The organism is Parafrigoribacterium mesophilum (assembly GCF_039652555.1).
Lineage (GTDB): Bacteria > Actinomycetota > Actinomycetes > Actinomycetales > Microbacteriaceae > Parafrigoribacterium > Parafrigoribacterium mesophilum.
Genome location: NZ_JBDJAF010000001.1, coordinates 1977306 through 1992601 on the forward strand (window position 1 = coordinate 1977306; position 15296 = coordinate 1992601).

The 15296-nt window shown below is 68.4% G+C and carries 12 protein-coding genes; 9 read left to right on the forward strand and 3 right to left on the reverse strand.

Annotation, left to right across the window (positions count from 1 at the left end):
* On the forward strand, nucleotides 1-146 hold a 146-nt coding region (locus ABFX56_RS09460; protein WP_428834428.1), incomplete at its 5' end, for an aldehyde dehydrogenase family protein.
* A gap of 7 nt (nucleotides 147-153) precedes the next feature.
* Nucleotides 154-1800 (forward strand): amidohydrolase, encoded by a 1647-nt coding sequence (locus ABFX56_RS09465; RefSeq protein ID WP_346232995.1) that lies wholly within the window; start codon nucleotides 154-156, stop codon nucleotides 1798-1800.
* Between the two features lie 115 nt (nucleotides 1801-1915).
* On the opposite strand, the gene ABFX56_RS09470 is transcribed toward ABFX56_RS09465, so the two are convergent.
* Both ABFX56_RS09470 and ABFX56_RS09475 read right to left on the reverse strand, forming a co-directional pair.
* Entirely contained in the window at nucleotides 1916-2596 is a 681-nt protein-coding gene (locus tag ABFX56_RS09470) for a GntR family transcriptional regulator (RefSeq protein WP_346232996.1), read from the reverse strand.
* A gap of 38 nt (nucleotides 2597-2634) precedes the next feature.
* A complete protein-coding gene (locus ABFX56_RS09475) occupies nucleotides 2635-3174 on the reverse strand; it encodes a VOC family protein (protein WP_346232997.1) in 540 nt (179 codons plus the stop codon).
* 131 nt (nucleotides 3175-3305) lie between these two features.
* Between ABFX56_RS09475 and ABFX56_RS09480 the strand changes: the two genes are divergently transcribed.
* Together ABFX56_RS09480 and ABFX56_RS09485 are read left to right on the forward strand one after the other, a co-directional pair.
* Nucleotides 3306-5492, forward strand: a complete 2187-nt coding sequence (locus ABFX56_RS09480) for an alpha-ketoacid dehydrogenase subunit alpha/beta (protein ID WP_346232998.1) — start codon at nucleotides 3306-3308, stop codon at nucleotides 5490-5492.
* Complete coding sequence (locus tag ABFX56_RS09485; RefSeq protein ID WP_346232999.1) at nucleotides 5492-6787, forward strand: dihydrolipoamide acetyltransferase family protein; 1296 nt, start codon at nucleotides 5492-5494, stop codon at nucleotides 6785-6787. The genes ABFX56_RS09480 and ABFX56_RS09485 overlap by 1 nt, the downstream gene beginning before the upstream one ends.
* A 38-nt stretch (nucleotides 6788-6825) precedes the next feature.
* Here the strand turns inward: ABFX56_RS09485 and ABFX56_RS09490 are convergent, their stop codons facing one another.
* On the reverse strand, nucleotides 6826-7809 hold the full coding sequence (locus ABFX56_RS09490) for an alpha/beta hydrolase fold domain-containing protein (protein WP_346233000.1): 984 nt from the start codon (nucleotides 7807-7809) through the stop codon (nucleotides 6826-6828).
* Between the two features lie 255 nt (nucleotides 7810-8064).
* Between ABFX56_RS09490 and ABFX56_RS09495 the strand changes: the two genes are divergently transcribed.
* From ABFX56_RS09495 to kynU, 5 genes are all read left to right on the forward strand, one after another.
* Nucleotides 8065-10392 (forward strand): DEAD/DEAH box helicase, encoded by a 2328-nt coding sequence (locus ABFX56_RS09495; protein ID WP_346233001.1) that lies wholly within the window; start codon nucleotides 8065-8067, stop codon nucleotides 10390-10392.
* Nucleotides 10393-10675: 283 nt separating this feature from the next.
* Nucleotides 10676-11995 carry a UDP-glucose dehydrogenase family protein gene (locus tag ABFX56_RS09500; RefSeq protein ID WP_346233002.1) on the forward strand — a complete coding sequence of 440 codons (1320 nt, stop codon included), beginning with the start codon at nucleotides 10676-10678 and terminating at the stop codon, nucleotides 11993-11995.
* Nucleotides 11996-12193: 198 nt separating this feature from the next.
* Nucleotides 12194-13048 (forward strand): tryptophan 2,3-dioxygenase, encoded by an 855-nt coding sequence (gene kynA, locus ABFX56_RS09505; RefSeq protein WP_346233003.1) that lies wholly within the window; start codon nucleotides 12194-12196, stop codon nucleotides 13046-13048.
* Nucleotides 13045-14067 carry an amidohydrolase family protein gene (locus ABFX56_RS09510; RefSeq protein ID WP_346233004.1) on the forward strand — a complete coding sequence of 341 codons (1023 nt, stop codon included), beginning with the start codon at nucleotides 13045-13047 and terminating at the stop codon, nucleotides 14065-14067. The genes kynA and ABFX56_RS09510 overlap by 4 nt, the downstream gene beginning before the upstream one ends.
* Nucleotides 14064-15278, forward strand: a complete 1215-nt coding sequence (kynU, locus tag ABFX56_RS09515) for a kynureninase (RefSeq protein WP_346233005.1) — start codon at nucleotides 14064-14066, stop codon at nucleotides 15276-15278. The genes ABFX56_RS09510 and kynU overlap by 4 nt, the downstream gene beginning before the upstream one ends.
* Nucleotides 15279-15296: the final 18 nt, after the last annotated feature.

The following is a 15296-nucleotide window of genomic DNA, read 5'->3' on the forward strand; positions in this document are numbered from 1 at the left end:
CCGGCATGGTCGGACTCAACCGCGGCGTGGTGTCGGACCCGAGTGCACCGTTCGGCGGGGTCAAGCAGAGCGGGTTGGGCCGCGAGGGCGGCCACGAGGGCGTGCTCGAGTTCACCGAGTCGCAGTACATCGCACTGAGCTGGTGAGCTCCGTATGACAGACGACGCGGTGGCGGGCGATGAGGTCACTCTGCTGGTGAACGGCCGCATATGGCAGGGTCTGGATCTAGACCACGACGAGCGGCAGGAGGCCATCGCCGTCGGCGGCGGCCGGGTGCTCGCGGTCGGTGCCACCCGGGAGCTCACCGACCGGTACCCGCACGAGCGCACCATCGACCTGGCCGGCCGCACCGTCATCCCCGGCCTGATCGACGCGCACAACCACGCGGCCCGCGGCGGCGCCACCTGGGACGCCGAACTGCACTGGGCCGGGCTGAACTCCCGAGACCAGGCGCTCGAGAGCATCCGCAAGGCCGCCGCGGCGACCTCACCGGGGGAGTGGATCACCGCGATCGGCGGCTGGCACCAGACCCAGTTCGCCGGCACCTGGCTGCCCAGCCGGTCAGAGCTCGACCGCGCCGCCCCGAACAACCCGGTGTACGTGCAGTCGCTGTACGAGGTGGGAATCGCCAACACCGCGGCGATGGCCTCCGTCGGGCTGGACGCAGCGGTGCAGACCCTGCCGCAGGGCACCGTCGAGGTCGACGCCGGTGGCGCCCCCACCGGAGTGGTCTGGGGTCTGCCCGCCTACAACCTGTTCCTTGCCGCGGTCGGCACCCCCGACCTTCAGCAGGAGATCTCGGGAACGCGCGCGATGGTGCGCGACTATGCGGCGCTCGGCCTGACCGGCGTGTGCGACCCCGGCGGATTCGGTATGAGCCAAGACCGGTACGCGGCCGTGCGCGAACTCGCGCGCAGCGGTCGCCTCGACCTGCGGATGCGGCTGTATGCCTCGGCCACCACGCCCGGCAGCGAAATCAGCCAGGTGAACGACTGGCTCGACGTGGTGGCCGCCGACACCGGCGATGACTGGCTCTCGATGGTCGGCATCGGCGAGGTCGTGCACTTCGGCTGCCACGACTTCGAGGGCCTGGACGACTTCGCGATCTCCGCGCCGGCTCGCGAGAACCTGTTCCAGATCAGTTCCGCCGTCGCCGCGCGTGGCTTGCCGATGCACATCCATGCCGTCATGGACGACAGCATCAGCGCGATCCTGGATTGCTGGGAACGGGTCGACGCGATCACTCCGATCGGGGCGCTGCGGTTCTCGTTCGCGCACGCTGACCGCATCGGTGCGCGCAACCTTCGCCGAGCGAAGGCCCTCGGGATCGGGATCGTCACGGATGCGCGCCTGGCCTTCCGCTCTGCCGCCTCCCAGCAGGTGTGGGGGACCGACGTGCTGTGCACCGTGCCGCCGGTGTGCGATGACGTGGCCGCCGGCATCACGCTCGGGGTCGGCTCGGATGCGACGCGGGCGTCCTCGCACAATCCGTGGCTGACGCTGTGGTGGCTTGTGGCCGGACGCTCCATGGACGGCACCTCCCAGCGCGACGATGCCCAACTGCTCAGCCGGGCCCGTGCACTGTCGGCGCACACCGAGGGCAGCGCCTGGTTCTCGTTCGAGGAGAAGGAACGCGGCCGCCTGCAGCCGGGGTGGGCATCCGACCTCACCGTGCTCAGCGACGACTACTTCACGGTGCCTGTCGACGACATCCTGGGCCTGCACTCCGAGCTGACCATGGTGGGCGATCGCATCTCGTACTCGTCGGGACTACTGGCCGACCCCACACCCGCCCGCTGACCCGTTTCAAGGAGTTTCTGTCTTCGGCACCCAGATTTACTGCCGAAACGGGTCTGGGTAACAGTTTTTCCGTGAAACGGGTTCATCGGGGTCGGGTGGTCTGGCTGTAGGAGGGCTAGAGCGGAGCGCCGTCGCCTTGGAAGATCTCCGGATGCCGGACCAGCTCGAGCCGGGTGCGGCGGATGTGGCCGAATTGCACCCGCTCCGCCTCGTCCAGGTCACCGCGCGCGATCGCATCCACCAGCAGATGGTGTTCGTGATGGATGGCATGGTTCGCCCGGACGTCGACGAGCTGGGCGAAGGCGCGCCGGTAGTGCTGGGTGGTGTTCCACAGCCGGCGAACGATGTCACCGAGCAGTGCGGTATTCGCGGCGGAGAACGAGAGCAGGTGGAACTCACGGTCCAGCCGCAGGAACGTCTCAATGTCGGGGGTGTGCTCCATGCTGGTGGCGAGCTCCTCGAGCCGGTCCACGGCGCCGCCCGGGAGGCCGGGAATGCTTTCGGCCAGCAGCAGCGGTTCGAGCCGCTCACGGATGCGGTACAGCTCGGAGCATTCGGCAAGGCTCAGTTTTGCGACCCACGCCCCGGTGTTGGCGACCAGCGTGACCAGGCCGTCGGATTCGAGGATGCGCAGCGCCTCCCGCACCGGAAGCCGGCTCGCGCCGAACCGCTCGGCGATGTCCTCCTGACGCAGGCGCTCGCCGGGACGCAGCGCACCGTGCAGGATCTCCTCGCGCAGACTTCCGGCGATGCGGTGGCTGGCAACGCTGTGTTCGGCCGGTGGTACAGCGCTCATGGGTGTCCTCGCGTTCGGTACGTTGTCGGCCTGGGTGGTCAGTCGAGCGGGGCGGCAGGATGCCACAGCTTCACCGCGGCATCCTTCTCGTAGGCCTTGCCATTCGGATAGCTGACCAGCTCGAACTGCATCCCCCACGGACTGAGGAAATACAGCCAGCGCTGTCCTTCGCTCGCAGCACTACTGTAAGTGGGTTCGCCCAGCATCCGGATGCCGTGCTGCCTCAGGTGCTCGATCGCCGCGTCCATGTCATCGACGTAAAAGGCCAGGTGGTGGCCGCCGAGGTCGCTGTTCTTGGGCTGCGGGGCCTGACCGTCGGCCGCCTCGTACTCGAACACCTCGAAGTTCGGGCCGTGGCCGCAGCGGAAGAAGGTGAGCCGGCGCATCACCGTGCGGGGGTGCACGTTCAGGTGCTCCCGCATCCAGTCGTCGCCGTCGTCGTGGTGCTCGAACGGGCCAAGCGAATAGACGATCTCGCAGCCGATCACGTCGACGAAGAACCGCTCGGCCGCAGCCAAGTCGGGCACCGTGAAGCCGATGTGCTCCGTTCCCGCTAGTCCGGGTAGACCTTTACGCACGATTCAGCCTCCAATGGATCCACACTGACGTCAACAATTGGCCGTATCGCCATTATATCGGGCGGGCTATGATTGTAATGGATCCATTACTGGCGGTTTTGGGTCCGCATAATTTTGCGGGAGAAGGATCAATGACGAACCAGAAAGCACTCGCTCCGGCCGTTCCCTGGGTGCAGTTGACCACCACGCCGGCGGACTGGAAGCGGGCGGACCCCGCTCTACTCGCCACGATGCTCGGGCAGCTGCATCTGATCCGAGCGTTCGAGGAGTCGGTGCTGGAGCTCGCCGGCGAGGGCCTCGTGCACGGTCCGGCGCACTCCAGCATCGGCCAGGAGGGCGGAGCGGTCGGCTCCATCGTCGGCCTGTCCTCACGCGACGGCGTCAACGGCTCGCACCGCGGCCACCACCAGTTTCTGGCGAAGGCAATCACGCACGTCTCCGGCGGCCGGCTCGACCTCACCGCGCTGGTCAGCAATGACCTGCAGGCCGTGCTGCAGCGCACCCTCGCTGAAATCCTCGGCCTCGACCAGGGTTTCTCGCACGGCCGCGGCGGCTCCATGCACCTGCAGTGGCTGGAAGCCGGAGCGCTCGGAACCAACGCGATCGTCGGCGGCGGCGTGCCGCTGGCGGCGGGCAACGCCTGGGCTCAAAAGCACGCCGGCACTGCGGATGTGACGGTGACCTACTTCGGTGACGGTGCCACGAACATCGGTTCCGTGCTGGAGACCATGAATCTTGCGTCCGCCTGGAAGCTGCCGCTGGTCTTCTTCATCGAGAACAACCTGTACGCGGTGTCCACTCACGTCGATGAGGCCACCGGGGAGCATCGACTCTCCGGGCGCGGCATCGGTTTCGGCATCCCGTCCTGGCGGGTCGACGGGATGGACCCGCTGGCCGTGCACCTGGCCATGCAGCAGGCCGAGAAGTCGGCCCGCGCCGGCGGCGGTCCCGCCGTCGTCGAAGCGGAGGTTTACCGGTTCTTCCACCAGAACGGCTCCTACCCGGGCAGCGCGTTCGGCTACCGCAGCAAGGACGAGGAAGCCGCCTGGATCGCGCGGGATCCGGTGACCAGGGTGGCGCGGGAGATGATCGCGCTGGGGCTGATCGATGACGCCGGCGTGGCCGCCGTGCGCGAGCAGGCCCAGGCGGCGATGACGGCCGCGGTGAGCCAGCTGCTGGAGGCCGATCCCCAGGCGGCGGGCAAGCGGCGCATCCGCCCTGAGCTCTGGCCGGATCCCGGCTTCGTCAACGTGGGTGTACGCGGCGACGCCAGCGAGCTGACCGGTGCCAGAACGCTGGATCCGATGAGCTATACGGGGCAGTGGGAGAGCAAGAAGTTCGTGGAGTCGATCGCGGCGGTGTTGGATCGCCGGATGGGGCAGGACGAGCGGATCGTGGTCCTCGGCGAGGACGTGCACAAGCTCAACGGCGGCACGAACGGCGCCACCAAGGGGCTGGCGAAGAAGTTCCCCGGCCGTATCCTGGGCACCCCGATCAGCGAGAACGCGTTCGCCGGACTCGGCGGCGGCATGGCGCTGGATGGCCGGTTCCGCCCGGTGGTCGAGTTCATGTATCCGGATTTCTTGTGGGTGGCCGCCGACCAGGTGTTCAACCAGATCGGCAAGGCCCGGCACATGTACGGCGGCGGCAACGCGGTGCCGCTGGTGTTGCGCACCAAGGTGGCGATGGGCTCAGGATACGGCTCGCAGCACCTGATGGACCCGGCGGGGATTTTCGCCACCAGCCCTGGCTGGCGCATCGTCGCACCCTCCACCGCCGCCGACTACATCGGCCTGATGAACACGGCGCTGGCGTTGAACGATCCGGTGCTGGTGATCGAGCACGTCGACCTCTACAACGAGCCGGGACAGGTGCCGGCCGGGGACCTGGACTACCAGCTCCCCTTCGGCACGGCGGCGCTGCGCCGCAAGGGCGCGGATGTCACAGTGATCAGCTATCTGTCGTTGGTCGTGAAGTGCCTGGATGCGGTCGAACAGGCCGGCGCGGACGCCGACGTGATCGACCTGCGCTGGCTGGATCGGGCATCCATCGACTGGGAGACGATCGGGGCGAGCATCCGCAAGACCAACGCGGTGCTGCTGGTCGAGCAGGGTGCGCTCGGCACCTCGTACGGCACCTGGTTGGCCGATGAGATACAGCGCCGGTTCTTCGACTGGCTCGACCAGCCGGTGCAGCGGGTCACCGGTGGGGAGGCGTCCCCCAGCATCTCGAAGGTACTAGAGCACGCCGCGATCGCGGGTACGGATGACATCGTTGCCGCGCTTCGGGAGCTTGAGCGCGGGATGGGAGGCCGCTGATGACCACCGTCGTGCGGATGCCGGAGGTGATGGCCAACGCCACCGAGGCCGCCCTGCAGGGCTGGCTGGTCGGGGTGGGCGACGCGGTGAGCGTCGGGCAGCCGCTGGCCGAGGTGGAGACCGAGAAGGCCATGGTGGAGTACAACGCCGAGGTCGACGGTACCCTGCTGCGCGTGCTCATCGAGCCGGGCAGCACCGTGGACGTAGGCACCCCGATCGCGGTGATCGGCGCTGCGGGAACGGCCGACGCCGAGGTCGACCGGGTGCTCGCCGCCAGCGGGGTTGACGCGGGCACTTCGGGCGCGGCCTCTGCCGCGAGCGCCGCTCCCGATACTGCAGCCACGGCCACTGCGGCATCCGCGCAATCGGCAGAGCCGGCTGCCCCCGCATCGGCGCCCCAGCCGACGGCATCCGGCAGGGAGCAAGGGCGACTGTTCGCCAGTCCGCTGGTACGGCGGCTGGCAAGGGAACGCGGACTGGACCTCTCGACAATGGTAGGCACCGGGCCCGGTGGGCGCATCGTGCGGCGCGACCTCGAGATGCTGCCGGCCGCGCGGCCGACATCGGCACCCGAAGCGTTTTCGTCCGGGGCGTCCGCAACGTCGGATGTCGCGAGTGGATACGTGGAGATCCCTCACTCCGGCATGCGGCGAGCCATCGCGCGACGCCTGGTGGAGAGCAAGTCGACCATTCCCCATTTTTACCTGGTGGCCGAGTGCCGCGTCGACGAGTTGTTGGCGCTACGGCGGCGCATCAACGAGTCCTCACCGGTGAAGATCTCGGTGAACGATTTCGTTGTGAAGGCGGTCGCCGCGGCCATGGTCGATGTCCCTGACGCGAACGTCACCTGGACCGACGCGGCCCTGCGTCGCTGGTCGAGTGTGGACATTGCGATCGCCGTGGCAACGGATGGCGGACTGCTCACGCCGGTTCTGCGCGGTGTCGAGCGGCGCACGCTGTCCGACATCAGCACGGCGATCGCGGAACTGGCGGCTCGTGCCCGGGCGGGCCGGTTGCGCCAGGACGAGTTGGAGGGCGGCAGCTTCTCGGTCACGAACCTCGGTATGTACGGAACCGGCGAGTTCTCGGCGATCATCAATCCGCCGCAGTCCGGCATCCTCGCCATCGGAGCGGCGAAGCAGCAGCCGGTCGTGCAGGATGGCGAACTGGCGGTCGCCACGGTGATGACGTGCACCCTGTCGGCGGACCACCGGGCTATCGACGGTGCCCTGGCCGCGCGTTGGCTCGCGGCCTTCACCGCTCGGATCGAGAATCCGCTGGGCATGCTGGTTTAGCTGGGGGTGCTGGTTAACCGCATGCTGGTCTGGTGCCGTCAGCCGGTGGCGAGGGCCCCGGAGGCGTTCGAGACCTGCTGGTCGGCGTCGTCCAGCGTGGCGTGGAAGAACGCCGCGATCTCGGCGCGCAGGGAATCGTCCAGCATGGCTACCGCGTGCAGTGTGCCCGGTTTGGTGACGAACGTGGTGTGCACACCGTGTTGGCGCAGTGCCGTCACCAGTTCTTCGCTCTGTTGCAGTGGGATGTACTCGTGCAGGGAGTGTGCGATGAAGAAGGGCGGATCCGTCGCATCCACCTGGTACACCGGCGACGCCGCCCGGGCCGCGGGGCAGGATGCGTAGCTCGCGCAGCCAAGGTACGCCAGCTGAACAGCCTGGAAGTCGGTGGTCGCCACTCCGGCGGCGGTGAGGTCGACCGGTCCGCTGAGGTCGGCCACCGCGGCGACGCGCGAGCCGACGTCCCAGGGGCCGGATCCCTCGGTGCCGAGCAGCGCCACGAGATTTCCGCCGGCGGATCCGCCGATCGCTCCGATCCGGCTCGGATCGATCCCGAAACGCGCCACCTGCGCCGGCTCGCGCAGCCACCGCACGGCAGCCCGCACATCCACGATCTGCGCCGGGAAGCGGGCCGCCGGCACCAGGCGATAGTTCACCGACACCGTGACAAAGCCCTCGGATGCCAGCCAACGGCAGATGCCGACCCAGCTCTGGTTCGCCTTGTCGCCGCCCTTCCAACTGCCCCCGTGCACCCCGATGATGGCCGGACGGTGCGTGCCGGCGGCATCCGAGGGGAGGCACACGTCGAGCAGCAGGTCCTGTCCTCCGGCCGTTCCGTAACTGAGGTTGCTCACCGTTTTGACATCCGGATACACCAGCGCGTGCTGCTGCGCCGGGGCGGCGGCGGCCTTGACCGGTGCGGGCGGCGGGCCGGATGCGCACGCGCCGAGTACCAGGACGACACCGGCCGCGAGCATGCAGACGAGAGCGCGGACGCGCATGGTCTCTCGGGCCGGCCACAGCATGATTGCCTCACTTTAGTGTGAAACGGCGCCCGATAGGGTAACGTTGTTCAGTCGGCTCTAGACATCGCGCACGATCGCGAATGGGTTTGTAAGTCTTTCGGGCCGGTTCCTCGAGGTGCATCCACATGCACCGGCGTTGCTGAGGAAAATCACGTATGTGAAACGGTCCTGGCCAGAGACTGCCCGGGTTCCTTACAGCGGTGCGGCCACGTTGGTCGTGCGCTGCCATGCACTAAGAACAACCCGGAAAGATCCATGCCCTCCTTCAATAAGCCTGTCACCGGCCGCACCCATAAAAAGAGCGACCCGCGCGACTCACGCACCACTGCCGCGGGCAGCCGCAGTCCGGGACACCGCGGCTACCGTCCGGAGTCCGGCACCCCGGTCAAGAAGCGCTGGAGTGCGGATGACCGTGCCAAGCGCGCCGAAACCTCCCGCTCCGCGGGAAACGACTCCCGGCCCGACTGGCGCCCTTACGGCGACCGGCCGCAGCGCAGTGAGCGTCCCGCCTATGGCGACCGTTCGCACGGCGACCGCCCGTCGCACGGTGAGCGCGCCGGACGCACCGAGCGTCCGTCCTATGGTGACCGTGCGAACCGCACCGAGCGCCCTTCTTACGGTGACCGTGCGAACCGCAGCGAGCGTCCGAGCTATCACGACCGCGCCCCGCGGACCGACCGCCCATCCTACGGCGACCGTGGCACCCGCACCGAGCGTCCCAGCTATGGCGATCGTGCTAGTCGTCCCGAGCGTCCCTCGTATAACGATCGTGCTCCGCGGACCGACCGGCCAAGCTACGGTGACCGCACGGCGCGCACCGAGCGACCGAGCTACAACTCCGGCGCTGCGCGCACCGAGCGCCCCTCGTACGGCGACCGGGCAGGCCGGAGTGACCGCCCGAGCTACAGCGACCATGCAGGCCGTGCGGAACGTCCGTCCTACGGCGATCGGACGAATCGCAGCGAGCGTCCCGCTACCGGCGACCGTGCCGCGCGCACGGAACGCTCCTCGTACAGCGCCCGACCGCCGCGGACCGACCGCCCGAGCTATGGCGACCGCCCGGCACGGTCGTTCAACGACCGGGCCCCGCGCACGGACCGGCCGTCGTACGGTGACCGTCCAGCCCGCACGGATCGCGCCAGTTACGGCGAGCGCACCGAGCATCCGTCCTACGGCGATCGTGCCGCGCGCACGGCACGCCCGACACGCGACAGCCGTCCGGCCCGCTCGTACGGCGACCGCCCGGACCGCAGCGACCGTCCGGCCCGCTCGTACGACCGCCCGGATCACGCCGACCGCGCCCCGCGCCGCGAATCCGACTTCTACCCGAACCGCGACCACAAGGCGGCTTTCGCGCCGCACGAGGACGTTGTGCTCGAGCGCCTCGAAGCCCAAGTGCTCACCGCGATCGAGGCCGACGGTCGCACCTTTCCCGAGCTCGGCATCGGCGACAACATCACCCGCCAACTCGCTGCCATGGGCGCGGCCCTGCCGTTCCCGATCCAGGCTGCGACCATCCCCGACGTGCTCGCCGGCAAGGATGTCCTCGGCCGTGGCAAGACCGGATCCGGCAAGACCATCGCGTTCGGCGCACCGCTCGTCGAGCGGCTCATGGAGAACAACGGTGCCAAGGATCGCAAGCAGGGCCGCAAGCCCCGCGCGCTGATCCTCGCCCCCACCCGTGAGCTCGCCATGCAGATCGACCGCACCGTTCAGCCCATCGCCCGCAGCGTCGGACTGTTCACCGTCACGATCGTCGGCGGCGTGCCGCAGTACCGTCAGGTGTCGGCGCTGCAGCGCGGCGTGGACATCGTGATCGCCACCCCGGGCCGGGTCGAGGACCTCATCGAGCAGGGCAGACTGGACCTCAGCGAGGTCTTCGTCACCGTCATCGACGAGGCCGACCACATGTGCGACCTCGGCTTCCTCGAGCCGGTCGAGCGCATCCTCAGTGCAACGAAGACCGGCGGCCAGAAGCTGCTGTTCTCCGCCACCCTGGACCGCGCCGTCGCCAAGCTCGTCAAGGACTACCTGGTCGACCCGGCAGTGCACGAGGTGGCCGGCGAGGACCAGGAGCACTCCACGATCGACCACCGCGTGCTGCTGATCGAGCAGCGCGACAAGGGCCAGATCATCGAGAAACTCGCCTCCGGCGAGCATCGCACGCTCATCTTCGCCCGCACCCGCGCGTTCGCCGAGCAACTGGCGGATCGCCTCGAGGATGCCGGCATTCCCGCGACCAGCCTGCACGGCGACCTCAACCAGTCCCGCCGCACCCGCAACCTCGCGCTGCTCACCAGCGGACGCGTCAACGTGCTGGTGGCCACGGATGTCGCCGCCCGCGGCATCCACGTCGACGACATCACCCTCGTGATTCAGGCGGATGCGCCGGACGAGTACAAGTCCTACCTGCACCGCTCCGGCCGCACCGGCCGCGCCGGCAAGAAGGGCACCGTCGTCACGCTGGTTCCGAAGTCGCGTCGCCGCCGGATGGACGAGCTGCTCGTGCGCGCCGAGATCACGGCCCGCATCGAGCCGGCCCGTCCCGGCGACGCCCTGTTGGACGAGCTGGCCGCCCTCTAGCTCCACCCTTCATCCCGTTTCGCCATCCCGTTTCAAGGAGTTTCTGTCCCCAGCCGGCCTCTGCATCGGCAACCAGCGGTCCCCGGCACAGAAACTCCGTGAAACGGGATTAAGGATGCGCGGAAACCGCGAGTTCGGGGCCGCGGCAGGCACTGCCGTCGTCGAGCCGGACTGGCCAAGAAAGTCGTCGAGCCGGACTGGCCAAGAAAAAACCGCAGCACCCTCCTGCGGTTGAACATGACGCCGTATCATGTCACCACCGACTTCTCGGGAAGGCGACATCATGCGAATCTCTGTCATAGGGTGCGGCTATCTCGGCGCAGTGCACGCAGCATCCATGGCGGAATTAGGGCACGACGTCGTCGGCATTGACGTCGACCGGCGGAAGGTGGATGCGCTCTCGGCCGGCCGGGCTCCGGTGTTCGAGCCCGGGCTGCCCGAGATCCTGAGTTCCGCGATCGCGTCCGGACACCTGCGGTTCAGCACCGAACTTTCGGATGCGGCGGGCGCTCGCGTGCACTTCATTGCGGTCGGCACTCCGCAAAAGAAGGGCGAGGGCGCGGCCGATCTGAGCTTCGTCGACGCGGCGATCGCGGGACTTCTGCCCTCCCTCTCGGTCGGCGACCTCGTGGTGGGCAAGTCCACGGTGCCCGTCGGAACCGCGGCACGGTTGGCGGCCGCGGTGGAGAGCACCGGCGCGATGCTCGCCTGGAACCCGGAATTCCTGAGGGAAGGCTTCGCCGTGAAAGACACGATCGCGCCGGACCGCCTGGTGTACGGAGTCGACGCGTCCCTCGCCCCCGGTCCCGGCAGACCGCATCCGGCGGTTGAGCTGTTGAACGAGGTGTATGCGCAGGCGCTGGAGGCCGGCACCCCGCTTGTGGTCACCGACTACGCGACGGCGGAGCTGGTAAAGGCCGCCGCCAACGCGTTCCTGGCGACCAAAATCTCCTTCATCAACGCCATGGCCGAGATCGCCGAGGTCACCGGTGCCGACGTCACCCAGCTTGCGGATGCTGTCGGGTTCGACCCGCGGATCGGCCGGCGTTTTCTCAACGCCGGGATCGGCTTCGGCGGCGGCTGCCTGCCCAAAGACATCCGGGGATTTGTTGCGCGTGCCGAGGAGCTCGGGCGAGGCGAGTCCGTCGCGTTTCTCAAGGAAGTGGATGCCATCAATTTGCGTCGGCGGCAGCGAGTCGTCGACCTCGTGGTGGAGTGCCTGGCGGACGAGCCGCACGAAAAGAAGGTTGCCGTGCTCGGCCTTGCGTTCAAGCCGGACTCGGACGACATCCGCGATTCTCCCGCGCTGGATGTCGCCGTGCAGCTCAATGGGCTCGGCGCCGACGTCTTCGCCACCGACCCACAGGCCATCGAGAACTCGCGCCGACTGCATCCGCAACTGCACTTCGTCAGCGACGTCACCGATGCGTTGCGCGGCGCAGACGCCGTGGTGCTGGTGACCGAGTGGAGCCAGTACAAGAACCTCGACCCGGTCGAACTGCGCAGCCTGGTCAACACCCCCGTCATCATCGACGGGCGCAACTGTCTGGATCCGGTCGCCTGGCGTGCGGCCGGCTGGACCTATGTCGGCCTCGGCCGCTAGCCACAGTCCTCGCCGCATCCCCCAGCCGCATCTCCTGCCCTCGCCGCACCGCAACCCGTTTCACGGAGTTTCTGTTCCGGAAACCCCTGGGCACCGGCAACCAGGGGCACCCAAGTCAAAAACTCCGTGAAACGGGTTTAGGAACCGGACTATTACGAGATGTTGGCGACCGTCGCAAAAGTGTAATAGGGTGTCGGCATGCCAGATACCTCCACGGGTGAACGTGCCATTGAAGCGGACATCGTCACCGACTTCAGCAAGCGGATGAGCTACGGCTCGTACCTGCACCTGGACACGCTGCTCAGCGCCCAGGTTCCGGTGAGCACGCCCGAGCACCACGACGAGCTGCTGTTCATCATCCAGCACCAGACCAGCGAACTCTGGCTCAAGCTCGTGCTGCACGAGCTGCTCGCCGCCCGCGACATGCTCGCCCGCGACCAGTTGCAGCCCGCGCTGAAAGCGCTCGCCAGGGTCAAGCACATCCAGCGCAGCCTCACCGAGCAGTGGTCCGTGCTCGCGACGCTGACGCCCACCGAGTACGCCCAGTTTCGCGGCTACCTGGGCAACGCCTCCGGCTTCCAGTCCTGGCAGTACCGCGCCGTCGAGTTCTTGCTCGGCAACAAGAACGCCGGGATGCTCAAGGTCTTCGAATCGAACCCGGATGCCTATGAGCTGATCTCCTCGGTGCTCAACACCCCAAGCATCTACGATGAATTCCTGCGTTTTCTCAGCCGCGCCGGGTTCGCCGTGCCGACCTCGGTACTGGAACGGGACGTCACGAAGGGATACGAATTCCGTCCCGAGCTGGTAGACACCTTCCGCGAAATCTATGAGAACCCGACCCAGCACTGGCAGGCCTACGAGACGTGCGAGGAACTCGTCGACCTGGAGGACAACTTCCAACTCTGGCGGTTCCGGCACATGAAGACGGTGGCGCGCATCATCGGCATGAAACGGGGTACCGGCGGATCCACCGGCGTCGGGTTCCTGCAGAAAGCCCTCGACCTCACGTTCTTCCCGGAGTTGTACGCGGTGCGGACCGAGATCCGGTGACCCCAGGCGCCGGCCCGACGTTCGTGGTCACCGTCGACGAGTGCTGGGCCGGGCTTTGGCTCGGCGCCACCAGACTCGCCGTCGACGCCGATGGCATCCGGCGCGCCGCGGATGCTGACCCCGCCCCAAGCGGGCACCTCGCCGGGACGGTGCTCCCCGGCTTCACCGACGCACACGTGCACATGGGACTCATCGATGGATCCGCCTTGCTCCGAGCCGGCATCGCCACCGTGGACGATCTGGGCTGGGATCCCGCCGTCGCGCAACGCTGGACAGCCGACCCGGCACTGCCCACGGTGCGCTTCGCCGGCGCCTTCCTCACCGCTCCTGGCGGTTATCCGGCCGGCCGGGCCTGGGCTCCGCCGCAGTCAGTCGTTGAGGTGCACTCGCCGCAGGCGGCCGCCACCGCGGTGGACACCCAGTTGGCCGCCGGTGCCAGCTTCATCAAGGTAGCCCTGAACTCCGAGTCGGGCCCCGTGCTCGACGACCCGACGCTGGCCGCCCTGGTGGCGCAGGCCCACGCGGCCGGCACCACGGTGGTCGCGCACGCCGAGGGCGTCGGGCAGGCCGAACGTGCCTTCGCCGCCGGGGTGGACCGGCTCGCACACACACCCTGGTCCGAGCGTCTCTCCGACGAGTTGCTGAAGCGGATGGCGGGCGCCATGGCCTGGATCAGCACCCTCGACATCCACGGCTGGGGACATTACGGCGAGCACTTTGCCACCGCCCAAGACAACCTTCGCCGGTTCCACCGGTTCGGCGGCAGGGTTGTCTATGGCACCGACCTTGGCAACGGCGCCTTGCCGCTCGGCGTCAATCTGCGCGAACTGCGGGCGCTGCGCGGTGCCGGCCTCGCCGGCGACGCGCTCGTGCGCAGCCTCGCAGGGAGCGGCACCATCTCCGGCGCCCGCGTCAGCTTCATCCCCGGACGGCGGCAGGCGGACGTCCCGGCGTGGCTGTCTGAGGCAACCGTACTGACCGCCGCCGACCTTTCCCTCTCGACCCAAGGAGCACAATGACCGATTCGACGCTGGAGGCGGCGCGCGCCCTGGATGCGACCGACCCGCTGCGCGACCACCGCGACCGGTTCGTCTCGCAGGCGGATGTCGTCGCCTACCTCGACGGCAACTCGCTCGGCCGGCCGCTGGCCGCCAGCGCCGACCGGCTGGCCCGGTTCGCCACCGACGCCTGGGGTGCCCGGCTCATCCGCGGCTGGGACGAGGAGTGGTACCAGCTTCCGCTCTCCCTGGGCGACACGCTCGGCGAGGTGGTGCTCGGCGCGGCGCCCGGGCAGACGTTCGTCGGCGACTCGACCACCGTCATCTTGTACAAGCTGATGCGCGCCGCCCTGGATGCCCGGCCAGGCCGCGACGAGATCGTGGTGGACACCGGCAACTTCCCCACTGACCGGTTCCTGCTGCAGGGCATCGCCGAAGAGCGCGGCGTGACCCTCACCTGGATCACCCCCGATCCGGATGCCGGCGTCACCGCCGCGAAGGTCGCCGCCGCTGTCGGACCGCGCACCGCCCTCGTGGTGCTCAGTCACGTGGACTACCGGTCCGGCTACCTCGCCGACGCCCCGGCGATCACCCGCGCCGGGCACGACGCCGGCGCCCTCGTGCTGTTCGACCTGTGCCACTCGGTCGGCGTCGTCCCGCTCGAGCTGGATGCCTGGGGCGTCGACCTCGCCGCCGGCTGTACCTACAAATACCTGAACGGCGGCCCCGGCGCCCCCGCGTTCGGCTACGTGCGCGCCGAGCACCAGGACTCCTTCCAGCAGCCGATCTGGGGCTGGATGGGCAGCAGCGACCCGTTCGCGATGGGTCCGGAGTACGAGCCGCACCCGGGCATCCGCCGCTTCATCAGCGGCACCCCGCCGGTGATCGGCATGCTGCCCATGCGGGACATGCTCGCGCTCATCGAGAAGGTGGGCCTCGCCGCCGTGCGCGAGAAGTCGGTGCGGATCACCGAGTACGCGATCGGGCTGACCGATGCGGTGCTCGCCCCGCTCGGCGTCGTCCTCGCCTCCCCGCGGGACGCCGCCCGCCGCGGGAGCCACGTCACCATCACTCACGAGAAATTCCGCGAGGTGAACACGGCACTGTGGAAACGTGGCATCATCCCGGACTTCCGCTCCCCAAACGGCATCCGGCTCGGCCTCTCCCCGCTGTCGACCAGCTTCGAGGAGCTGTGGCACGGGGTGGACGCGATCCGCGAGGAGCTCGGGTGACACGTCGGTCCCTGAGGA